We start from the raw sequence: 22,260 nt of genomic DNA on the forward strand, positions 1-22,260 counted from the left end.
GCAGGCCCGTTCGTCGCCGCGTGGGCGTCACTCTACGGGCTGGAGAGCACCGCGCGGGAACAGGTCCGCAGGTCGGGGCGGATCTGACCAGAACGTCCCCCTGGGCCATGTCCGACAATGGGCGTGGTCCGCCCGCAAGGCGGGACTCGCGCCCTGGCGCGCGCGACCGCAAGGCGGAGGACCGGCGTCGCAGATGGCCCGTCGTACTCGGCCGACTCCGACGACGCGACGGGCACCTCCCGTGCCCGAAGGGCTATGGGGGCGGGCGTGCGTACCGGACCCCGCGAGTCCGGCAAGACCCGGAAGACAGGCCCTACCGTCGGGTAGGCCCGTCTGGCAAGCTCGGAAGATGACTCCCCGCGCCGCCGACCGGGCCCGGTACGACCGGGCCACCGCACATCTGGACGCCCCGCTCGCCGTCGTCGATCTCGAAGCATTCGACGCCAACGCGGACGATCTCGTCCGCCGGGCGGCGGGCAAACCGATCAGGGTCGCCAGCAAATCGGTGCGGTGCCGCGCGCTGCTTGAGCGGGTCCTGGCACGCGACGGCTTCGCCGGCGTGATGTCGTTCACGCTGGCCGAGTCGCTGTGGCTGGCGCGTGCCGGTTTCGACGACGTGCTGCTCGCCTATCCGTCGGTCGACCGGGGCGCGTTCGCGGAGCTCGCAGCCGATCCGAAGCTCGCGGCAGCCGTGACGGTGGTGATCGACGATCCTGCCCAGCTGGACCTCGTCGATCTCTCGCGGGCCGGCGGCACGGAGGAGATCCGGGTCTGTCTGGAGCTGGACACGGCGCTCCACATGTTCGGCGGGCGGGTCCGGATCGGTTCCCGGCGCTCACCGCTGCGGGAGCCCGCGCAGCTGGCCGAGCTGGCCAGGTCGGTCGTCCGCAGGCCCGGTTTCCGGCTGGTGGGGCTGATGGCGTACGAGGGTCATGTCGCCGGTGTCGGTGACTCGGTCGCGGACCGCCCGCTGCGCTCGCGTGCGGTGCGGCTGATGCAGACCGCCGCGCGCAGGGAACTGGCCGAGCGGCGCGGGGCGGTGGTGCGCGCGGTGCGGCTGGTGGCGCCGGAGCTGGAGTTCGTCAACGGCGGCGGCACAGGCAGTGTGCAGCACACCGCGGCCGAGGACTCGGTCACGGAGATCGCCGCCGGGTCGGGGCTGTACGCGCCGCGGCTGTTCGACAACTACACCTCCTTCAGGGGCCGTCCGGCCGCGCTCTTCGCGCAGCCGGTGGTGCGCAGGCCCGGTGTCGGCGTGGTCACCGTGCTCGGCGGCGGCTATCCGGCGTCGGGGCCGGCCGGCCGGGACCGGCTGCCGGAGCCGTATCTCCCGGAGGGGCTGCGGTACGACGCCCAGGAGGGCGCCGGCGAGGTGCAGACCCCGCTGCTCGGCTCGGCCGCCGACGATCTGCTGATCGGCGACCGGGTCTGGTTCCGGCACGCGAAGGCCGGCGAACTGTGCGAGCGCTTCGACGAGTTGGTGCTGATCGAGGGTGACCGGGTGACGGCGACGGTGCCGACGTACCGGGGCGAGGGTCGTACGTACCTCTGAGGCACCGCTCAGGAGGGCTCGATGGAGCTGCCGACGCCGCCCGTGCTGTCACCGATCGTCCGGATGCCCTTGGTGATCGTGTCCATGCCGCTGACGGGCGGGCCCTCGGGCCCCGCGTCGAAGGCGAACCGGACGACGACCAGTGATCCCGCCCCGATGGCGGAGGGAAAGGCCAGCGACTGGACGTAACCGCCCTGCCCTTTGCCCGTCGTGACCTTCCAGCGCACCAGATAGCCGGTGCGCCCGGTGACGGAGACGGCCTCGGACCTGACGACGGTGTGCGAAGTGACGTTCCCGTAGGGGGTGTTGCCGATGGTGTCCTCGTCGTACAGGGCGTCGGACGCGTCCTGGATGTCCTCCTTGGCGAGGGCTTCGGGGCTGTCCGCGTCGGTCTGGGTGGCGGTGGCGGACATGACCCGGCCGTAGCGGCAGTACCGGTTCGTCTCGCCGGGGCACTCACGGTCCGCCACGGTCGTCATGGTGACCGCGCGGTCCACGAGGCTGTCCGACTTCTCCCAGTCGTCGGGGATGGGCAGCGTGATGCCGTTGAGCTGGTCGACCAGGATGTCGGGGTCGGCGCTCGGCTCGGCCGTGGGGCTCTCGCCGGTGCCGTCCGTCGGGTCCGGCGCGGGCTCGCTGGTGGTGGGGGCGGACCGGGGCACGGTCTCGGTCCCGTCGTCGCCGAGGAGCGTGACACCGGCGACGATCGCGGCTGCGACAAGCACGCCGACCCCGGCCACGGCGAGGCCCCGCGCGCGACCGCCGCCCCGGCCGCCGCCCGGCCCGGGAGGCACCGTCGGCGGTTGCCGGTACGGCTGTTGGTACGGCCCCGGTACGGGAGCCGTACCGCCGAGCGGCCGGGTGTGCGCGGTCCAGGCGTTCCCGTCCCACCAGCGCTCGGTGCCGGGCACGCCTTGGTCCGCGTACCAGCCGGGCGGCGTCGTCATGCTCATTCCGCCACCCTAAGAGCCCCCGGGGGCGGCCCTACAGAGGGGTCACGTACGCCCCGCCGATACCGCCGTCGACCATGAAGTCCGTCGCGTTGACGAACGACGCGTCGTCGCTGGCCAGGAACGCCACCGCCGCGGCGATCTCCTCCGCCTCCGCGAACCGCCCGCCCGGGATGTGCACCAGCCGCCGCGCGGCCCGCTCCGGGTCGCTCGCGAACAGCTCGCGCAGCAGCGGGGTGTTGACCGGCCCCGGGCAGAGCGCGTTGACCCGGATGCCCTCGCGGGCGAACTGCACGCCCAGCTCACGTGACATGGCGAGCACACCTCCTTTGGAGGCGGTGTACGAGATCTGGCTGGTGGCCGCGCCCATGGTCGCGACGAACGACGCGGTGTTGATGATCGAGCCGCGCCGCTGCTGTCGCATGTAGGGGATGACGGCCTTGCAACAGAGGTACACGGAGGTGAGGTTGACCTCCTGGACCCGGCGCCAGGCGTCGATGCCGGTGGTAAGGATCGAGTCGTCCTCGGGGGGCGAGATGCCCGCGTTGTTGAAGGCGATGTCGACACTGCCGTAGGTGTCGAACGCCTTCTTGAAGAGGGCGTCGACCTGTTCCGCGTCGGTGACGTCGACCTGGACGAAGATGCCGCCCACGTCGTCCGCCACCGCCTTGCCCGCGCTCTCGTCGATGTCGCCGCAGACGACGTGCGCCCCTTCGGAGGCGAGCCGGCGCGCGGTGGCGAGACCGATGCCGCTGCCCGCGCCGGTGACGACGGCGGTGCGGCCGACCAGCCGGCGGCAGACGGGAGTCTCGGCGCTCTGGTTGATCTCGTCGGGCATGGGTCAGGCCTCCGTACTGATGAAGATGTTCTTGGTCTCGGTGAACGCGGTGAGGGCGTCGGGGCCCAGCTCACGCCCGACGCCGGACTGCTTGTAGCCGCCGAAGGGCGTCGAGTAGCGCACGCTGCTGTGGGAGTTGACGGACAGGTTGCCGGCGGCGACGGCGCGCGAGACGCGCAGCGCGCGGCCGAGGTCGCGGGTCCAGAGGGAGCCGGAGAGCCCGTACTCGGTGTCGTTGGCGAGGCGGACGGCTTGCTCCTCGTCGTCGAACGGGATCACGACGGCGACGGGGCCGAAGATCTCCTCGGTCAGGGCGGGGTCGTCGGCCGGGAGGTCGGTGAGGACGGTCGGCGGGAACCAGAAGCCCGGTCCGTCGGGGGCGCTGCCCCGGACGGCCGCCCGGTCGTCGGAGACGTATCCGCGCACGCGCTCCAGTTGGGTGCGCGAGATCAGCGGGCCCATCTGGGTCTTCTCGTCCGACGGGTCGCCGACGACGACCGATCGCACGGCGGGGGCGAGGAGTTCGAGGAACCGGTCGTACGCGGTGCGCTGGACGAGGATGCGGGTACGGGCGCAGCAGTCCTGTCCGGCGTTGTCGAGGTAGGCCATCGGGGCCTCGGCGGCGGCCCGTTCGATGTCGGCGTCGGCGAAGACGATGTTGGGGCTCTTGCCGCCGAGTTCGAGGGTCACGCGTTTCATGTGCCGCGCCCCCCGGGCCATGATCTCCTTGCCGACCCGGGTGGAGCCGGTGAAGACGATCTTGGCAACGCCGGGGTGGTCGACCAGGGCCTGGCCCGCGACGCCCCCGGCGCCGGGCAGCACGTGGAACAGATGCTCGGGAAGGCCCGCCTCCAGGGCGAGTTCGGCCAGTCGCAGCGCGGTCAGGGGGGTGGTCTCGGCGGGCTTGAGGAGTACGGCGTTGCCTGCCGCCAGGGCCGGTGCGGCGCCCCAGGCGGCGATGGGCATGGGGAAGTTCCAGGGGGCGATGACCCCGACGACGCCGAGGGGTTCGAGGAGGGTGATGTCGAGGCCGCCGGCGACCGGGATCTGACGGCCGGTCAGGCGCTCCACTCCCCCGGCCGCGTAGTCGAGGAGGTCGCGGACGTTGCCCGCCTCCCAGCGGGCGTTCCCGAGGGTGTGGCCCGCCTCCCGGACCTCCAGCCGGGCGAGTTCTTCGAGGTGGGCGTCGACGATGGCGGCGAACCGGCGCAGCAGTCGTGCGCGGTCGGCGGGCCCGGCCTGCGACCACCGGCGCTGGGCGGCGGCGGCCCGTACGACCGCAGCGTCGACCTCGGTCGCGCTCGTCGCCGGGACGGTGGCGACGACCTCCTCGGTCGCCGGGTTGAGGATCTGGTGGACGTGGGGCTCGTCGGGCACGGCTGTGTTCCTCACATGCGTTCGAAGGAGCGGCGCAGCTCCCAGTCGGTCACGGCGGCGTCGAAGGCGGCCAGTTCGACCCGCGCCAGGTTGAGGTAGTGGGCGACGACCTCGTCCCCGAAGGCGGCCTTGGCGATGGGGCTGTGCTCCCAGAGGTCGGCGGCCTCGCGCAGCGTGGTGGGGACCTGCTCGTACTCGGAGGTGTAGGCGTTCCCGGTGCAGACCTCGGGGAGTTCGAGCTCGTGCTCGATGCCGTGGAGGCCCGCCGCGACCAGGCCGGCGACGGCCAGATGGGGGTTGACGTCGCCGCCGGGCAGCCGGTTCTCGAAGCGCATGGAGCGGCCGTGGCCGACGACGCGCAGCGAGCAGGTGCGGTTGTCGTTGCCCCACGCGACGGCGGTCGGGGCGAAGGAGCCGGGCGCGAAGCGTTTGTAGGAGTTGATGTTCGGCGCGTACAGCAGGGAGAACTCGCGCAGCGCGGCGAGCTGGCCGGCCAGGAAGTGCCGCATCACGGGTGACATGCCGTGGGGGTCGTCGCCCGCCATGACGTTCGTGCCCGGCTCGTCGACGGACTGGAGCGAGAGGTGGATGTGGCAGGAATTGCCCTCGCGCTCGTTGTACTTGGCCATGAAGGTGAGGGAGACGCCTTCTTGGGAGGCGATCTCCTTGGCGCCGGTCTTGTAGATGGCGTGCTGGTCGCAGGTGAGCAGGGCCTCGTCGTAACGGAAGACGATCTCGTGCTGGCCCGGATTGCACTCGCCCTTGGCGGATTCGACGGTCAGACCGGCGGCGGTCATGTCGTTGCGGATCCGGCGCAGCAGGGGCTCGATACGGCCGGTGCCGAGGACGGAGTAGTCGATGTTGTACTGGTTGGCGGGGGTGAGGCCGCGGTAGCCGCTGTCCCAGGCCTGCTCGAAGGTGTCCTTGAAGACGATGAATTCGAGCTCCGTGCCGACGTGCGCGGTGTAGCCGTGCTCGGCGAGCCGGTCGAGCTGGCGGCGCAGGATCTGGCGGGGCGCGGCGACGACCGGTGAGCCGTCGTTCCAGGCGAGGTCGGCGATCAGCATCGCCGTCCCCTCGTTCCAGGGGACGCGGCGCAGGGTCGCGAGGTCGGGGTGCATGGCGAAGTCGCCGTAGCCGCGGTCCCAGGAGGACATCGCGTAGCCGTCGACGGTGTTCAGCTCGACGTCGACGGCGAGGAGGTAGTTGCAGCCCTCAGTGCCGTGTTCCAGGACGTCCTCCAGGAAGAACTGGGCGGCGAAACGCTTGCCCTGGAGTCTGCCCTGCATGTCGGGGAAGGCCAGGACCACGGTGTCGATCTCGCCGTTCGCCACGAGGGCGCGCAGCTCCTCGACGGAGAGTGGGGGTGTGCGGTCTGCCACGGGACAACTCCTCCATCGGCCAGCCGGGGACCTTAAGGTATTCCGGGAGACCATTGCTTGGGAAGGGGAAACGGCGACGTGGCGAAGAAGGATGCGGCGAGGAAGAGTGAGCCGGCCGACCGGCTGACGCCCGTCCTGCGTCCCGTGCGGGCGGGCAACGGTTTCGAGGAGGCCCTGGAGCAGATCCTGCAGGTACTGCGCCTCGGTCTGGTCGCGGGCGGTGAACGGCTGCCAGCCGAGCGGGAGCTGGCGGAGCGGCTGCGGATCAGCCGGGTCACGCTGCGCGAGGTGCTGAAGGTCCTCACCGACCAGGGGCTGGTGGAGAGCCGGCGGGGGCGCTACGGCGGCACGTTCGTCCTGCCCCGGCCCGACGCCCCGTCGCAGGGGGTCGAGGAGGAGCTGCGGCGCCGGGTATCGGGGGTGGACATCGAGGACGTGCTGCGGTTCCGCGAGGTGCTGGAGGTGGGCGCTGCCGGGCTCTGCGCGGCGCACGGCCTGTCCGGGCCGGAGGCGTCCCGCCTGCGTGCGGCGCTCGCGGCGACGCACGACGCCCCGCTGGGCGACTACCGCCGCCTCGACACGCTGCTGCATCTGACGCTCGCGGAGCTGTCGGGCTCGGCGCGGCTGACCGAGAGCTATGTGTCGGTCCGCGCGACGGTGAACGATCTGCTGGACTGCATTCCGCTGCTGGTACGGAACTTGGAGCACTCCCAGCAGCAGCACACCGCGCTGGTGGAGGCGGTCCTGGACGGCGACGCGGAGGCGGCGCGCGAGGTGATGCGCGAGCACTGCGGCGGGACGGCGGCGCTGCTGCGGGGTTTTCTGGCCTGAGAGCGGGTAGCGAGGGGGGTGGGCCGCGCGGACCATGGCCGTCCCCGCCGTGCGGGGCCGTAGCGGTCCGCCGTAACAGTCGTTTAACGCAGGGGGCTTGCGCCTGGGCGTTGAGGCCGCAATGGTATGGCCTCACACCTTTGACCCGTGGCAGGAACCCCAGGCAGGAGCGGCTCATGGCCGAAGGCACGGACTCCCGTATCCCACCAGCCGATCCGTCGCGTCCGGCCGGCGGCCCCGCGCCGGACGCCGCCACGGACTATCTGCGACGCCGCACCCTGAAGCGCGGCAGCGCCGGCTGGCTGCTGCTGACCGGTCTCGGTGTCGCCTACGTCGTCTCCGGGGACTTCTCGGGCTGGAACATCGGACTCTCCGAGGGCGGCTTCGGCGGACTCGCCATCGCGACGCTCCTGATGGGCGCGATGTACGCCTGTCTCGTCTTCTCGCTCGCCGAACTGTCCGCCATCCTGCCGACGGCGGGCGGCGGTTACGGCTTCGCCCGCCGCGCGCTCGGCACCTGGGGCGGCTTCCTGACCGGCACGGCCATCCTCATCGAGTACATCCTGGCGCCGGCCGCGATCTCCATCTTCATCGGTGACTACGTCGAGTCGCTCAACCTCTTCGGGCTGGACGCGGGCTGGCCGGTCTATCTCGCCTGCTTCGCGATCTTCATCGGCATCCACCTCTGGGGAGTCGGCGAGGCGCTGCGCTTCAGCCTGGTCGTGACGGCCATCGCCGTGGCCGCGCTGCTGATCTTCGCCGTGGGCGCCTTCACGGACTTCGACAGCGGCAACCTCAACGACATCCCCGTCCAGGAGGACGCCTTCGGCTCCAACTCCTGGCTGCCGTACGGCCTGTTGGGCATCTGGGCCGCGTTCCCCTTCGGCATGTGGTTCTTCCTCGGTGTCGAGGGTGTGCCGCTGGCCGCCGAGGAGGCCAAGGACCCGGTGCAGTCGATGCCGAGGGCGCTGTCGATCTCGATGGGCGTCCTCGCGCTGCTGGCCCTGATCACGTTCTTCGCCGCCACCGGCGCCCGCGGCTCCGCCGCCGTCCAGGAGGCGGGCAACCCGCTGGTCGTCGCGCTCCAGGGCGACGGCGATCCCACCGCGCTCAGCCGGTTCGTCAACTACGCGGGCCTCGCAGGTCTCGTCGCGTCCTTCTTCTCCCTCATCTACGCCGGCTCCCGGCAGTTGTTCGCGCTCTCCCGCGCCGGCTATCTGCCCCGCTTCCTCTCCCTGACGAGCAGCCGCAAGGCGCCCTATCTGGGGCTGCTGATCCCCGGCGCGATCGGCTTCGCCCTCGCCGCCGGCAGCGGCAACGGCGGGCGGATGCTGAACGTCGCGGTCTTCGGCGCCACCATCTCCTACGCCCTGATGGCCCTGTCCCATCTCGTACTGCGGCGCCGCGAGCCCGGTCTGCACCGTCCGTACCGGACACCGGGCGGCATGCTGACCTCCGGAGTGGCCTTCGTACTGGCCCTGTCCGCGCTGGTGGCGACCTTCCTGGTGGACAAGGACGCCGCGTTCATCGCGCTCGGCGTCTATGTCGTGGCACTCGCCTACTTCGCCTTCTACAGTCGGCACCGGCTGGTCGCAGCCGCGCCCGAGGAGGAGTTCGCCGCGCTCGCGGCGGCCGAGGCGGAGCTCGAACGGGACTAGGGCGTGTTCTAGAAGTAGCGTCGTCCGCCCACCGGGCGGGGCCCACGGCGTCTGGTGCGTGCGATCGCAAGGCGGAGGATCATCCTCGTACTGGACGTACTTGGATGACTCCGACAACGCGGCGAGCGCGCGTGCCAGGCGTCGTGGGCCAGACGGGACTTCTAAAACACGCCCTAGACGCTGTCGGACCGGACAGCACCGCGGAACAGCGCCACAGCACAGCACCACATCGGAGGAACGTTCAGTGAAGCCGCTCATCGGCGTCAGCACGTATCTGGAGACGTCGGCCAAGTGGGGCGTCTGGGATCTCCCCGCGGCCCTGCTGCCCGTGGGATACCCCCGGCTCGTCCAGCGCGCGGGCGGTGTGGCCGTCATGCTCCCGCCGGACGAGTCGGCCACCGCCGCCTCGGTGGTCGCCCGGCTCGACGGGGTGGTCGTCGCGGGCGGTCCGGATGTCGAGCCCGTACGCTACGGGGCCGAGCCAGACCCCCGTACCGGACCGCCGGCCCGGGAGCGGGACGAATGGGAACTGGCCCTGATCGAGGCCGCGTTGGCGTCCGGAACGCCGCTGCTCGCGATCTGCCGGGGCATGCAGCTGCTGAACATCGCCCTCGGCGGGACGCTCGTCCAGCATCTGGAGGGCCACACGGCCACGACGCCCGGCGTGTTCGGCGAGCACCCCGTGAAGCCGGTGCCGGGGACGCGCTACGGAACCGTCGTACCGGAGGAGTCGGACGTACCGTCCTCCCACCACCAGGCGGTGGACCGGCTGGGCGATGGCCTGATCCCGTCGGCGTACGCGGGCGACGGGACCGTGGAAGCCGTCGAGTTGGTGGACGAGCGATGGGCGCTGGGGGTCCAGTGGCATCCCGAGATGGGCGAGGACGTGCGCGTGATGGCGGCACTGGTGACCGCGGCGCGCGAGCGGGGGCGGGTGGGCGCACGACCGCCCGGCCGGTGAGACAGCATGCGTTGATGGTGTCCCGTTCACCCGCCGTTCGCGGATGGAGGGAACCGTAGCCCAGGCTCCGGTCACCTCGGCCGCCCCACAGCGCATCCACAGGAGATGAACGTGCCCATCACCCGTAGAGACTTCTCCAAGAACTCGGCCGCCGTGGGCCTCACCCTCGTCGGTACCGCCGGTGTCCTCTCCACCGCGTCCGCGTACGCCTACTCGGAGGAGAACGCGGAAGCCACCGCGCCCGGAGACCAGGAAGCCAGGTCCGCCCAGGCGCTCGGCGGCAAGACCGGGTACGGTCCCCTGATCGACGACCCGAAGGGGCTGGTCGCGCTCCCCGCCGGCTTCTCGTACAAGGTCATCACCCACGCCGGTGTCACCAAGCTGGACAGTGGCGAGTTCACGCCGGGCAGCCACGACGGCACGGCCGCCTTCCGGGGCACGCGCGGCTCCACGCTCCTGGTCACCAACCACGAGATCGGCGGCGACCGCGCGGAGGCCGACTTCCCCGTGCCGCTCACGCCGGGACTCGTGTACGACCCCGCCGCCCCCGGCGGCTGCACCGTGGTCGAGGTCTCCAAGCACGGCGAGACCGTGGCCGAGTGGGTCGGCGTCGCCGGTACGCAGGAGAACTGCGCGGGCGGGCGCACCCCGTGGGGCACCTGGCTGACCTGCGAGGAGGACACCACCAGGGCCGGTGAGGACGGCATGACCAAGGACCACGGTTATGTCTTCGAGGTGGACCCGTACGACCGCCGCGCGAACCTGCACCCCAAGCCGATCAAGGCGCTCGGCCGGTACGACCACGAGGCCGTCGTCGTGGACACCAAGCGCGGCCATCTGTATCTCACCGAGGACGCCGACGAGCCGAACGGCCTGCTGTTCCGCTGGACCCCGCCGAAGGGCTTCCGCCACGGCCGGGGCAAGCTGCGCGAGCTCTCCGACACCGCCGGTGTGCTGGAGGCCTTCAAGTGCTTCGACTCCCGGGGCGCGTTCGTGGACGACCTCTCCCGCGCCACGAAGGCCGGGACCGTCTACGGCGTCGACTGGGTGACCGTGCCCGACCGCGACGCCAAGACCGTGTCCGTACGAGAGCAGTTCACCGACACGCAGGTCACGCGCGCCCGCAAGCTGGAGGGCATGTGGTGGGCCGACGGCGGCGCGTACATCGTCTCCTCCTACGCGCGTGAGGAGAGCCCCAAGCAGCACGACGGCCAGGTGTGGTTCTACGACCCGGCCCGCCGCAAGCTGACCCTGAAGCTGATCCTGGGCATCAACCAGGACCCGTCGAAGGACGGCGCTTTCGACGGCCCGGACAACATCACGGTCTCCCCGTACGGCGGTGTGATCCTGGCGGAGGACGGCGACGGGATCCAGCACCTGTTCGGCGCGACGGACGAGGGCAGGACCTACCCGATCGCCCGTAACGAGCTGAACGAAGGCACCGCCGAGGAGCCCGAGTACAGCGAGTTCGCCGGTGTGGTCTTCTCGCCCGACGGAAAGACGCTGTACGCGAGCATCCAGGGCCCCGGCATCCAGGTGGCCATCACCGGCCCCTGGCGCCACCAGCGCTGACGCTCCGCCGCTCATGGCCGCGCCCCGATCGTCCGGGGCGCGGCTCTCGGAGGACGGCTTTCGGGGTACGGCTCTCGGGGCGCGACGTGAGCGGTCAGGGGGTCGCGCGTGTCAGGGCCAGCAGGTCGCGGGCCGGCCCGCCGGGGCGGTGCCCGGTCGGCCAGACGGCACGCAGCTCGCGCCGCAGCCGGATCCCCGCCACCTCCACCTCCCTCAGCCGGTGTGACGCCAGCTCCTCCCTCACGGCGAGTTCGCTGAGCACCGATGGCCCGGCGCCGCTCACCACCGCCGCTTTGACCGCCGTTGTCGAGGACAGTTCGAGCAGCGGCTCGGCGGGACCTCCGTAGGAGGCGAGCGCCGCGTCTAGCACCTGCCGGGTGCCCGAGCCCTCCTCACGGAGGATCAGCGGTGCCGCCGCCAGCTCGGCGGGTGTCAGAGCCGTGCGCCGGTCGCCCCACGGGTGCGTCGGCGCCACCACGACCACCAGCCGGTCGCGGCCGATCACCGTGCCGTCCAGCCCTCCGGGCACGGCCAGGCCCTCCACGAAGCCGATGTCAGCCTCGCCGCCGGTCAGCCGCGCGGCCACGGCGCCCGAGTTGCCCGCCAGGAGCGAGACGGCCGTGTCCGGCCGGGCCGCGCGCAGCGCGATGAGCCAGCCGGGCAGCAGATACTCCGCGATGGTCATGCTCGCTGCGACCCGCAGCCGTGAGTCACGCCGGTCACGCAGCGCCTGCGCGCCCGCGTCGAAGGCCTCCGCCGCCTCCATGATCCGCCGGGCCCAGTCCGTGACGAGAGCGCCGGCGCGGGTGAGCCGGGAGCCGCTGGGCGAACGGTCGAAGAGGCTGACGCCGAGCTGCCGTTCGACGGACCGTATCCGGCTGCTCACGGCGGGCTGGCTGATGCCCAGCTCGCGGGCGGCCGCCCCCATGCTGCCGTGCCGGGCGACGGCGATGAGCAGTTCCAGCGCGCCCAGCTCGGGCACCCGGTGGGCGAGGGTCGGGGGAGGCTCATCGGTCATATACGCAGGTTATGGCCTCATAGCGCCAAGGGGCCTGGTGAGGAGGGCACGGAGCGAGGAGGGTGCGGGTATGCCCAGCCTCGCCCCGACCGCCCCGACCGTTCCGAACGCCGCCACCGCTCCGACCGCCCCCGCCGCCCCGGGAGTCCTCGCCACGGTGGACACGGCCGTCCCGCCGACCGTGCGGCAAACCCCCCGGCGATTCCCGGCCCTGCGCCATGTCGGCCCCAACTGGTACGCGAGCGTGATGGGGACGGCGATCGTCGCGAGCGCGGGCGCCGCACTCCCCTGGGCCCCGTCGCTCGCCCCCGTGTCGCGCGCCTTCTCCGCCACCGTCTGGGCGCTGTCGGCGCTGATGCTCCTGCTCGTCCTCGCCGCCCGCGCCGGGCACTGGATCCACCACCGCGACCAGGCACGCGCCCAGCTGCTCGACCCCGCCGTGGCGCCCTTCTACGGATGCCTCGCGATGGCCCTGCTCGCGGTCGGCGGCGCCACCCTCACCGTGGGCCGGCACGTGATCGGCGAGGACACGGCCGTGGCCGTGGACACCGTGCTCTTCACGGCCGGCACGCTCGTCGGCCTGGCGGCGGCGGTGGGCATCCCGTATCTGATGGTGGTCCACCACCGGATACGGGCGGCCGACGCGTCCCCGGTGTGGCTGCTGCCGGTGGTGGCCCCCATGGTGTCGGCGGCGCTCGGACCGCCGCTGATCCCGTATCTGCCCGCCGGGCAGTGGCGCGGGACGCTGCTGCTGGGCTGTTACGCGATGTTCGGTCTGAGCCTCCTCACCACGCTCACCCTGCTGCCGCTGATCTTCGGACGGCTGGTTCTCCTCGGTCCGCTGCCCGTCGCCCTGACGCCGGCGCTCTTCCTCGTACTCGGGCCGCTCGGGCAGTCCACGACGGCGGTCGGCCATCTCGCCGAGGCGGCCCCCGTCGCGCTCGGGCCCTCGTCCCCGTACCTGTCCGCGCTGGACGCGTTCGCGGTGCTGTACGGCGTCCCGGTGCTGGGCTTCGCGCTGCTGTGGCTGGCCCTGGCGGTCGCGATGGTCGTACGGGGCGCCCGGCGCGGAATGCCGTTCTCGATGACCTGGTGGGCCTTCACCTTCCCGGTCGGCACCTGTGTGACCGGCGCCGCCGGGCTCGGCAGCGCCACCGGCCCGGCCGCCCCGACCTGGCTCGCGTTCGCCCTGTTCGCCCTGCTGACAGCCGCGTGGGCGGTCGCCTGGACCCGTACGGTCCACGGTCTCGTCAGCGGAGTGCTGCCCGCAGCGCCGCCGGCGCCTGGGCCAGTGACGGCCCGTACCAGGTGAGGAACCGCCCGTCGACCAGCGCCGCAGGCAGCCCGGGGAAGGCCTCCGGGCCGTCGTCGGCGGTGAAGCGGTACGGCTCGTCGGGCAGGACGACAAGGTCGGCCCCCGAGGCCCGCAGCTCGTCCAGCGGGATACGGGGGTAGCGCTCGGCCCGGTCGCCGTAGACGTTGCGCACACCGAGCCTGGCGAGCAGATCCCCGGCGAAGGTGTCCCGCCCGAGCACCATCCAGGGCCTGCGCCAGATCGGTACGACCGCCCGGCGCCCTCCTCCGTACGGAGGGGGCACCGCCGCCCAGGCGTCGCGGGCCTCGTCCAGCCAGCGCGGCACCGTGAGCCCGCAGCCCGTCACGAGCAGCCGCTCCAGCTCAGCGAAGGCCTGGTCGAGGTCGCGCACCTCGGTGACCAGCACCTCGATGCCCGCCGCCCGCAGCACGGCCAGATCGGGCCCGCGGTTCTCCTCCTCGTTGGCGACGACGAGATCGGGGCGGAGCGCGGTGATCGCGGCGATGTCGGGATTCTTGGTGCCGCCGACACGTACGACGTCGAGGCCGGCGGGGTGGACGCACCAGTCGGTGGCGCCCACCAGCAGTCCGGGCGCGGTGACCGCGACGGCCTCCGTGAGCGAGGGAACGAGTGAAACGATCCGCCGGCCCCCACGGTCTCTCGGCACGGCGGCGCCCGCCGCTCAGCGCCGGGTGTCGAACGTCGCGTCGATGTGCTCGGCGACGGCGACGACCAAGATGCGGGTACCGGGCTCGGTGGCGCGCCAGCGGTGCCTGACGCCTCCGGAGAGATACAGCGTGTCGCCGCGCTCCAGGCGGTAGGCCCGCCCCTCGGCCTCCACCTCGGCCGCACCGTCGGCGATGTACATGACCTCGTCGTTGCGGTGCTGGTGCTCGCGCCCGGTGTCCTGCTCGCCGGTGTACTCCTTGGCGTGCAGCTGGTGGCCGCCGCGTGCCACCCTGCGTACGCCATGGCCGCCCTCGTGGGCCCGGACGACATCGACGGTGCGCGCCGAGTCCGCCGCGGCGTGCAGCGCGGCGGTGGTGGTCTCCAGGGCTTCGGCCACCCGCTCCAGCGAGCGGGAGCTGGGCCGGGCCCGTTCGTTCTCGATCTGGCTGAGGAAGGGTACGGACAGTCCGCTGCGGTCGGCGACGGCCGCCAACGTCAGCCCGAGGGACCTGCGCCGTCTTCGGACGGCGGCGCCCACCCTGAGCGCTTCCTTGTCGTCCATGTCTGGGCTCCCTCCGGCCGGATCGTCATCTTCTCAGAGTTGACGGCCGTGTAAGTACGGTCTGTCTCACCCGCCGCCGATCCGCCCGGATCCGGTTACCGACCCGTAGGACGTGTCCGAGGGCCACAGCTCCAACGTACGACGCTCAGCGCCGACCGCACCCCCAGAGCGCGGTGGGCGGAAACAGCGGGCGGACACCGTCTCTCACGGTGTCCGCCCGCTACTTTCCGCCACTGCCGCTGCCGCTGAGCGCGACGGCCTACCGCCTGCGGCTCAGCGCCGACCGCTCACTGCGGGGCGATCCGGTCCGCGATGCCCGGGTTCTTGTCCATCCAGGCCTTGACCGCCTCTTCCTCATGTCCCGCACCGCGCTTCTGGATCTCGTTCTCCAGACCGGCCAGCTGCTGCTCGCTGAGCTTGAAGTCCTTGAACCACTTGGTGAGCTGCGGGTAGTTCTCGGGGAAGTCCTTGTTGGCCACGGTCCGGATCTGGTCGCCATCGCCGAAGGCCTTCTTGGGGTCCTTCAGCTTGGTCAGCTCGTACTCGTTGTAGGCCCAGTGCGGGGTCCACAACATGACCGCGATCGGCTCCTTCTTGCCGTACGCCCGCTCAAGTTCGGCCAGCATGCCCGGCGTCGAGCTGTCGACGACCTTGTAGTCGCCGTCCAGGCCGTAGCCCGGCAGGACGTCGTTCTTGAGGAGGTTCATGGTCTCGGTGCCCGGCTCGATACCGACGATCCGGCCCTTGAACTCGTCCTCGCGGCCCTTCAGATCCTCCAGCGAGTCGACGCCCTTGACGTAACTGGGCACGGCGATCTCCAGGGACGTCGGCCCGTACCAGGAACCGAGGTCGGAGAGTTTGTCGCCGTACTTGTCCCAGTACCTCTTCTGGGTGTTGGGCAGCCAGCCGTCGAACTGGACGTCGATCTGCCCCCGGGAGAGCGCGGCGTACATCGGGCCGACCTCGAACTGCTTGAGGTTCATCGTGTAGCCCCGTTCCTCCAGCACCGCCTTCCACAGATACGTGGCGGCGATGTCCTCCTCCCAGGGGAACCAGGCGACTTCGATGGGCCGTTCACGCTCGTCCTTGCCGTTCGCGCCCTTGCTGACCCCGGCGACCGGGGTCCACTTGTCGGCCAGCCCGGGGTTGTCCTTCAGCCAGGCGCGTACGGCGTCCTGCTCCTTGCCCTTGCCGGCGCCCTGGATCTCCGCTTCGAGGCTGGTGAGCTGGTCCTCAGTCATCTCGAAGTTCTTGAGCCACTTGGCGACGCCCGGGTTGTCGGCGGAGAAGCCCTTGCGGGCGAGCGTGTGCACGCCGTCGCCCTTGCCCCAGGTCTCCTTGGGGTCCTTGAGCTTCTTCAGGTCGTAGGTGTTGTACGCCCAGTGCGGGGACCAGAGTGTGACGACGACCGGTTCCTTCTTCTCGTACGCGCGCTTGAGCTCTGCCAGCATGCCGGGCGTGGAGCCGTCGACGACCTTGTACTCGCCTTCGAGGCCGTACTCCTTGAGCACCTTGTCCTTCAGGATGCCCATCTCGCCCGCGCTGGGCTCGATACCGATGATCCGGCCCTTGAACTGGCCGGCCTTGCCCTTGAGATCGGCCAGGGAGTCGACGCCGTCCACGTACGAGGGCACGGACAGCTCCAGGGACGTCTCGTCGTACCAGGAGCCCATGTCCTCCAGTTTGTCCTGGTACTTGGCCCAGTAGGTGGCGTGCGTGGTCGGCAGCCAGGAGTCGGTCTGGATGTCGATCTGGCCGTTGGCCTGGCCGGTGTAGAGCGCCCCGGCCTCGTACTGGGTGGCCTCGACCTCGTAACCGCGCCGCTCCAGCAGCTCCTTCCAGAGGAAGGTGGACGCGATGCCCTCGTCCCAGGGGATGTAGCCCATGCTGATCTTCTTGCCCTGGCCGATGTCGCCGTCGCCCGCGACGGTCGAGGTCTTGTCGCCGCCGAAGATGCTCATGCCGCCCGCGACAAGCGCGAGTACGACCACGCCGACGACGGCGACCGAGGGACGCGGACGGTGGTCCCAGATCTTGAACGAACCGCTCAGTGCCTGCGCCTTGGCCAGCGCGCGGCGCCCCACCGGCGAGACGTGCCTGCCGAGGGCGCCGGTCATCCGGTCGAGGTACATCGCCAGGATGACGATGGAGACGCCCGCCTCGAAGCCGAGGCCGATGTCGACGTTGCCGATGGCGCGGTAGACGGCGCCGCCGAGGCCGCCGCCGCCGACCATGCCCGCGATGACGACCATCGAAAGGCCCAGCATGATCACCTGGTTGATGCCGGCCATGATCGTCGGGAGCGCGAGCGGGAGCTGGACGCGCAGCAGGGTGTTGCGCGGGCTGGTGCCGAACGCCTCGGCGGCCTCGACCAGTTCGGCGTCGACCTGCCGGATGCCCAGCTCCGTCATACGGACGCCGGGCGGCAGGGCGAAGATGATCGTGGCGATGATGCCGGGCACCACGCCCACGCCGAAGAAGATGATGCCGGGGATCAGATAGACCATCGCGGGCATCGTCTGCATGAAGTCGAGCACCGGCCGGATGACGGCGCTGACGGTGGCCGAGCGCGAGGCCCAGACACCGAGCGGCACCGCGACGACCAGGATGACGATCGTGGCGACGAGCACCAGCGAGAGCGTCGACATCGCGAGTTCCCACAGCTCGATCGAGTCGATGAGCGCGAACCCGGCGAAGGCGAGTACGGCGGCGAGCAGTCCGCGCAGCCACCAGGCGAGCACGGCCAGGATGCCGGCGAGGACAAGCGGTTCCGGGCCGCTCAGCACCGCGTCGACGGCGTCGAACATGCCGGTGACGAGCGAGCTGATGGCGTCGAACAGCCAGGAGAGATGGCGCTGGAGGAAGTCGACCCCGCTGTCGACCCACTCGCCGAGCGGGAGCCTAGGCACTGGCGGCCTCCTTGCCCACGGACAGCTCCGCCGGGGCGCCGTCGGTCACCGGCGCCGGCGTACCGACGGGCGCGTCTGCGGGCGTCATCGGCTCGCCGAGCACGGCGAGCAGCCTGGCGCGCGGTACGACTCCGACCAGCCGCCCCTCGTCGTCGGTGACGGCGACGGGCACCGAACTGGTGGAGCAGGGGGTGAACAGCTCGATGATCGGGGTGCTCGTGGTGACGCTGGCGGGCGCCGCCGCGAGCACGTCCTCATCGGTACGCAGTTCCTTGCCGCCCTCCGTACGGAGGCCGTGCGCGGTGTCGGCGTCCGCCATGATCGCGCCTGCGGTCAGCACCCGTGAGCGGTCGACGTCCTGGGTGAAGGAGGCGACGTAGTCGTTGGCCGGGGTGACGAGGATGTCCTCGGCGGTGCCCAGCTGCACGATCTCGCCGTCGCGCATCACGGCGATCCGGTCGCCGAGCCGCATGGCCTCGTTGAGGTCGTGGGTGATGAAGACGATGGTCTTCTTCAGCCGCTTCTGGAGTTCCAGGAGCTGGTCCTGCATGTCACGGCGGATCAGCGGGTCGAGCGCGCTGAACGACTCGTCCATGAGCAGCAGGTCCGCGTCGGTGGCCAGCGCGCGGGCCAGACCCACGCGCTGCTGCATACCGCCGGACAGCTCGTCGGGCCAGGCCTTCTCCCAGCCGGCCAGGCCCGCGAGCTCCAGCGCCTCGGTGGCGCGCTTGTTCCGTGCGGCCCGTGGGACGCCCTGGACCTCCAGGCCGTATCCCGCGTTCTCCAGCACGCTGCGGTGCGGGAAGAGCGCGAAGTGCTGGAAGACCATGCTGATCTTGGTGGAGCGCACGGTACGCAGCTCGGCCGCGCTCAGGGCGGTCAGATCCTGGCCGTCGAAGAGGACTCTGCCGGCGGTCGGTTCCAGCAGTCCGTTGAGCATGCGCAGCAAGGTGGACTTGCCGGATCCGGAGAGTCCCATCACGACGAATATCTGACCGGGGTCGACGGAGAACGAGGCGTCGATCACCGCTGCGGTCGTACCTTCGGCGCGCAACTCCTCGCGGTCCGCGCCGCTTTCGAGCTTCCCCACCGCTTCACCGGGTCGTGCGCCGAATACCTTGTACAGGTGTTCCGCCTGCAGCCTGGACACATATACCTCACGCCGTCGAAATGAGAAACGGCCCGCCACCCCCGCCGGCGGGCCGTGGAGCGGCACGGGGTCTGCCCGTGATGTCCGGCGGTCTTCGTGAGTCCGTGTCCGGGTCCGCTCCGTGTGCGCGCCTGCCCTGGTCCTCATGACCCAAACATTTATGTGGTCCACACCACTCGGCGCGCTGCCGCGCAGGTCAGACCGGTACGGGCGCCAGTGGCCGGCGGGACCCGTCCACCGTCCGGCCACTGTCAGTGGGATGCGGCATCATCGGGGTGTGACGCGACGCCTGATGCTCCTCGACACCGCCTCCCTCTACTTCCGGGCCTATTTCGGGGTCCCCGACTCGGTGCGTGCCCCTGACGGCACGCCCGTCAACGCGGTCCGGGGCCTGCTCGACTTCATCGCCCGGCTCGTCCAGGACCACCACCCGGACGACCTCGTGGCCTGCTGGGACAACGACTGGCGGCCGCGGTGGCGAGTGGAGCTGATCCCGTCGTACAAGGCGCATCGCGTGGCGGTGGAGCGGCCGGAGGGGCCGGACGAGGAGGAGACCCCGGACACGCTCGCCCCGCAGGTGCCGATCATCGAGGCGGTGCTCGACGCGCTGGGGATCGCCCGGGTCGGCGTGGCGGGTTACGAGGCGGACGACGTGATCGGCACCCTCACCGGCCGCGCCACCGGCCCGGTGGATGTGATCACCGGCGACCGCGACCTGTACCAGCTCGTGGACGACGCCCGCCAGGTGCGGGTGCTGTATCCCCTGAAGGGGGTCGGCTCGCTCCAGGTGACGGACGAGGCATGGCTGCGCGAGAAGTACGGGGTCGACGGGCCCGGCTATGTCGATCTGGCGCTGCTGCGCGGCGACCCGAGCGACGGGCTGCCGGGCGTGCCCGGGATCGGCGAGAAGACGGCGGCCAAGCTGCTCGACGCGTACGGCGATCTGGCGGGGATCATGGCGGCGGTGGACGACCCGCGGTCCGGGCTCACGCCCTCGCAGCGCAAGCGGCTGGACGAGGCCAGGGCCTATGTGGCGGTCGCGCCCAAGGTGGTGCGGGTCGCCGGGGACGTCCCGCTGCCGGACTTCGACCCGGCGCTGCCCTCCGAGCCGCTCGACCCGGAGCTGGTGGAGGCGCTGGCCGCGCGGTGGGGTCTGAACAACGCCATGCACCGGCTGCTCACCACGCTGGGGAAGTGACGGCGCGAGTCACACCGGGGACGCGTATCGGTTCACACATCGGTACGCACATATCGCGCGCGGGCCGACGGCGTGGTGTTAACTTAGGCATACCTAAGCACCGCACGAGTCGAGGGAGACGCCGTGGCAGCAGAGCCGGCCCGCAGGTCACCGAAGGTCCAGGAGGCGCGGGTCATACGCACCCAGCGCATCACGCCGCACATGGTGCGCCTGGTCCTCGGCGGCGAGGGACCCGCCGGGCTCCGGTCCGGCGGATTCACCGACCACTACGTCAAGCTGCTGTTCGCCGCCGAGGGTGTCAGCTATCCCGAGCCGTTCGACATGGACCGGATCCGCGAGGGCTTCCCGCGCGAACAGTGGCCCACCACCCGTACGTACACGGTGCGCGAGTGGAATCCGGCCGCCGGGGAGATCACGATCGACTTCGTGGTGCACGGCGACGAGGGCCTGGCGGGGCCCTGGGCCGCCGCCGCGAAGCCCGGCGAGACGGTGCGGTTCCTGGGCCCCGGCGGGTCGTACGCCCCCGACCCGGCCGCCGACTGGCATCTGTTCGTCGGTGACGAGAGCGCGCTGCCCGCGATCGCCGCGTCGGTCGAGCAGGCTCCCGAGGGCGCCAGGATCAAGGTCTTCGTCGAGATCGAGGCCCCCGAGGAGGAGCAGAAGATCGCCGCTCCCGCCGGCGCGGAGATCGTCTGGCTGCGCCGCGGGGGCCGCCCGGTCGGCGAGGCGCTGGTCGCCGCGGTACGGGCGCTGGAGTTCCCCGCCGGTGACGTGCACGCCTTCGTGCACGGCGAGGCCGGTTTCGTGAAGGAGCTCCGCCGTCATCTGCGGCACGACCGGCAGATCCCGCGCGAGCGGCTGTCGATCTCGGGCTACTGGCGGCTGGGCCAGAACGACGAGGCATGGCGGGCGGTCAAGCGCGAATGGAACGAGCAGGTGGAGCGCGAGCAGGAGAACCCGACGGCCTGACGCCGGACTCCCCTCGATCGCCGGACGGCGTCCGGCCTCCCTATCCTGGCCGGATGACCCCACCGGACCACCCGGCCCCCTCGGACAGAACCGCGCGCGCCGACCGCGCACGCGGAGCGGTCGTCGGCTCCGCCGTCGGCGACGCGCTCGGAGCGCCCTTCGAGTTCGGCCCCGCCGGCGTCTTCGCCGCCCGCTTCCCGGACGGCGTGGGCGAGATGTGCGGTGGCGGCGGCTGGGAGCCGGGCGAGGCGACCGACGACACGCAGATGGCGGTCCTCATCGGCGAGTCGCTGCTGGAGCGCGGCGGCCTCGAACTGCCCGACATCTTCGACCGGTTCAGGCGCTGGGCCGCGGCCGACCCCAAGGACATCGGACTCCAGACGGAACAGGTCCTAACGAGCGGCGATCCCTGGGACCTCGCCGCTCCACTCCACTTCCAGCGCTCCGGACGGGCCGCCGGCAACGGCTCGTTGATGCGCGCGGCCACCCCCGCCGTGCACTTCGCCGCCGCCGGCCGCGAGGCCACCATGTCGGCCGCCCGCAGGATCGCGGCGCTCACCCACGGTGACGCGGCGGCGTGGGAGGGCACGGCCGTGCTGCACGAGCTGATCCGGGTGGCGCTGGACGGCGGTGACCCGGTGGCCGCCGTGCCCGGCGCTCTCCGGGATGTACGCGAGGACCACCGCCCGCGCTGGGCGACGGTGCTCGATCCCGGCTGGCACCCGGACGACGCCACGGAGTTCAACGGCGCGGTGTGGCCGTGTCTGGGCTCGGCCCTCTGGGCGCTGCGGACCACCGACTCGTTCGAGACCTCCCTCGCCGCGGCGATCGACCTGGGCGGGGACACGGACACGGTCGCGGCGGTCACCGGCGCGCTCGCCGGCGCCGCCTACGGCTTCGCCGCGATCCCCCGCCGCTGGACCGAACCGCTCCATGTGCCCCTGCCCGGATTCGGCGACCGTGTGCTGCGTACGCCCGAACTGACCGCGCTCGCACGGCGGTTGGCCGCATGACGAAGGGCCCGGACACTCGGTGTCCGGGCCCTTCCGCGAAAAAGGGTCAGCAGGTGCGTCCCACATACCACGCGTCGCTCACCTTGCTGGTGGAGCCGAGCCACGTGACGCCCGGACCCACACACTGCTCGTAGTTCCAGCCCGAGACCTCGACCTCGATGACGACGCGCGAGCCGTCATTCGTGCAGTGGTTGTAGTACGAGTCGCTGGACGACGCGTAGTACCCACAGGGCGTCGCGGCGGACGGGGCCGCCGTCGCCGCGGTGGACATTCCCAGGACCATGGCGACGGCGCCGACGAGGGCGGGGAGGGACTGACGAACGCGCATGCGGCTGC

The 22,260-nt window shown here is 71.4% G+C and carries 19 protein-coding genes; 9 read left to right on the top strand and 10 right to left on the bottom strand.

Annotated elements, in window-relative coordinates; all coding sequences use genetic code 11:
• The first annotated feature begins 349 nt into the window (after positions 1–349).
• The gene (locus ACFWV8_RS19960) at positions 350–1,552 is read left to right on the top strand and encodes an amino acid deaminase/aldolase (RefSeq protein ID WP_384203633.1); all 1,203 of its coding nucleotides are present in this window, start codon (positions 350–352) and stop codon (positions 1,550–1,552) included.
• Positions 1,553–1,560: 8 nt separating this feature from the next.
• Here ACFWV8_RS19960 and ACFWV8_RS19965 read toward each other — a convergent pair whose 3' ends face one another.
• From ACFWV8_RS19965 to ACFWV8_RS19980, 4 genes are read right to left on the bottom strand one after another with little or no spacing between them, the layout of a single operon-like run.
• Entirely contained in the window at positions 1,561–2,505 is a 945-nt protein-coding gene (locus ACFWV8_RS19965) for a DUF2510 domain-containing protein (protein ID WP_384203637.1), read from the bottom strand.
• A 31-nt stretch (positions 2,506–2,536) separates the two neighbouring features.
• Complete coding sequence (locus tag ACFWV8_RS19970) at positions 2,537–3,340, bottom strand: 3-oxoacyl-ACP reductase (RefSeq protein ID WP_384203639.1); 804 nt, start codon at positions 3,338–3,340, stop codon at positions 2,537–2,539.
• 3 nt (positions 3,341–3,343) lie between these two features.
• Positions 3,344–4,717 (bottom strand): aldehyde dehydrogenase family protein, encoded by a 1,374-nt coding sequence (locus ACFWV8_RS19975; RefSeq protein ID WP_384203642.1) that lies wholly within the window; start codon positions 4,715–4,717, stop codon positions 3,344–3,346.
• 11 nt (positions 4,718–4,728) lie between these two features.
• Positions 4,729–6,099 (bottom strand): glutamine synthetase family protein, encoded by a 1,371-nt coding sequence (locus tag ACFWV8_RS19980; protein ID WP_384203644.1) that lies wholly within the window; start codon positions 6,097–6,099, stop codon positions 4,729–4,731.
• Between the two features lie 78 nt (positions 6,100–6,177).
• Between ACFWV8_RS19980 and ACFWV8_RS19985 the strand changes: the two genes are divergently transcribed.
• The 4 genes from ACFWV8_RS19985 to ACFWV8_RS20000 all read left to right on the top strand — a co-directional run bounded on the left by ACFWV8_RS19985 (position 6,178) and on the right by ACFWV8_RS20000 (position 11,121).
• Positions 6,178–6,930 carry a FadR/GntR family transcriptional regulator gene (locus ACFWV8_RS19985; protein WP_384203646.1) on the top strand — a complete coding sequence of 251 codons (753 nt, stop codon included), beginning with the start codon at positions 6,178–6,180 and terminating at the stop codon, positions 6,928–6,930.
• A 176-nt stretch (positions 6,931–7,106) separates the two neighbouring features.
• Positions 7,107–8,588: an ethanolamine permease gene (eat, locus tag ACFWV8_RS19990; protein ID WP_384203649.1), complete on the top strand. Its 1,482-nt coding sequence runs from the start codon at positions 7,107–7,109 to the stop codon at positions 8,586–8,588.
• Between the two features lie 244 nt (positions 8,589–8,832).
• Positions 8,833–9,549, top strand: a complete 717-nt coding sequence (locus ACFWV8_RS19995; RefSeq protein WP_384203652.1) for a gamma-glutamyl-gamma-aminobutyrate hydrolase family protein — start codon at positions 8,833–8,835, stop codon at positions 9,547–9,549.
• Positions 9,550–9,660: 111 nt separating this feature from the next.
• Complete coding sequence (locus ACFWV8_RS20000) at positions 9,661–11,121, top strand: alkaline phosphatase PhoX (protein ID WP_384203654.1); 1,461 nt, start codon at positions 9,661–9,663, stop codon at positions 11,119–11,121.
• Positions 11,122–11,215: 94 nt separating this feature from the next.
• On the opposite strand, the gene ACFWV8_RS20005 is transcribed toward ACFWV8_RS20000, so the two are convergent.
• A complete protein-coding gene (locus tag ACFWV8_RS20005; protein WP_384203657.1) occupies positions 11,216–12,139 on the bottom strand; it encodes a LysR family transcriptional regulator in 924 nt (307 codons plus the stop codon).
• 70 nt (positions 12,140–12,209) lie between these two features.
• Here ACFWV8_RS20005 and ACFWV8_RS20010 point away from each other — a divergent pair, with 70 nt between their 5' ends.
• Positions 12,210–13,451: a TDT family transporter gene (locus tag ACFWV8_RS20010; RefSeq protein WP_384203660.1), complete on the top strand. Its 1,242-nt coding sequence runs from the start codon at positions 12,210–12,212 to the stop codon at positions 13,449–13,451.
• On the opposite strand, the gene ACFWV8_RS20015 is transcribed toward ACFWV8_RS20010, so the two are convergent.
• From ACFWV8_RS20015 to ACFWV8_RS20030, 4 genes are all read right to left on the bottom strand, one after another.
• The gene (locus ACFWV8_RS20015; protein WP_384203663.1) at positions 13,390–14,121 is read right to left on the bottom strand and encodes a helical backbone metal receptor; all 732 of its coding nucleotides are present in this window, start codon (positions 14,119–14,121) and stop codon (positions 13,390–13,392) included. The genes ACFWV8_RS20010 and ACFWV8_RS20015 overlap by 62 nt on opposite strands.
• Before the next feature lie 15 nt (positions 14,122–14,136).
• Complete coding sequence (locus ACFWV8_RS20020) at positions 14,137–14,685, bottom strand: helix-turn-helix domain-containing protein (protein ID WP_384203665.1); 549 nt, start codon at positions 14,683–14,685, stop codon at positions 14,137–14,139.
• A 287-nt stretch (positions 14,686–14,972) separates the two neighbouring features.
• A complete protein-coding gene (locus ACFWV8_RS20025; protein ID WP_384203668.1) occupies positions 14,973–17,594 on the bottom strand; it encodes an ABC transporter permease/substrate binding protein in 2,622 nt (873 codons plus the stop codon).
• Positions 17,587–18,744, bottom strand: coding sequence for a glycine betaine/L-proline ABC transporter ATP-binding protein (locus tag ACFWV8_RS20030; RefSeq protein WP_384203671.1), 1,158 nt, complete (start codon positions 18,742–18,744; stop codon positions 17,587–17,589). The genes ACFWV8_RS20025 and ACFWV8_RS20030 overlap by 8 nt, the downstream gene beginning before the upstream one ends.
• Positions 18,745–19,036: 292 nt before the next feature.
• On the opposite strand from ACFWV8_RS20030, the gene ACFWV8_RS20035 reads away from it, so the two are divergent.
• The 3 genes from ACFWV8_RS20035 (at position 19,037) to ACFWV8_RS20045 (ending at position 21,924) form a co-directional block, all read left to right on the top strand.
• Positions 19,037–19,942, top strand: coding sequence for a 5'-3' exonuclease H3TH domain-containing protein (locus tag ACFWV8_RS20035; RefSeq protein ID WP_384203764.1), 906 nt, complete (start codon positions 19,037–19,039; stop codon positions 19,940–19,942).
• Between the two features lie 123 nt (positions 19,943–20,065).
• Positions 20,066–20,911 (top strand): siderophore-interacting protein, encoded by an 846-nt coding sequence (locus tag ACFWV8_RS20040; protein WP_384203675.1) that lies wholly within the window; start codon positions 20,066–20,068, stop codon positions 20,909–20,911.
• A 53-nt stretch (positions 20,912–20,964) separates the two neighbouring features.
• The gene (locus tag ACFWV8_RS20045) at positions 20,965–21,924 is read left to right on the top strand and encodes an ADP-ribosylglycohydrolase family protein (RefSeq protein ID WP_384203678.1); all 960 of its coding nucleotides are present in this window, start codon (positions 20,965–20,967) and stop codon (positions 21,922–21,924) included.
• A 46-nt stretch (positions 21,925–21,970) separates the two neighbouring features.
• Here the strand turns inward: ACFWV8_RS20045 and ACFWV8_RS20050 are convergent, their stop codons facing one another.
• Positions 21,971–22,252 (bottom strand): DUF6355 family natural product biosynthesis protein, encoded by a 282-nt coding sequence (locus tag ACFWV8_RS20050; RefSeq protein WP_384203681.1) that lies wholly within the window; start codon positions 22,250–22,252, stop codon positions 21,971–21,973.
• Between the last annotated feature and the right edge of the window lie 8 nt (positions 22,253–22,260).

Origin of the sequence: Streptomyces sp. NPDC058665 (genome assembly GCF_042714995.1) — a bacterium.
GTDB lineage: Bacteria > Actinomycetota > Actinomycetes > Streptomycetales > Streptomycetaceae > Streptomyces.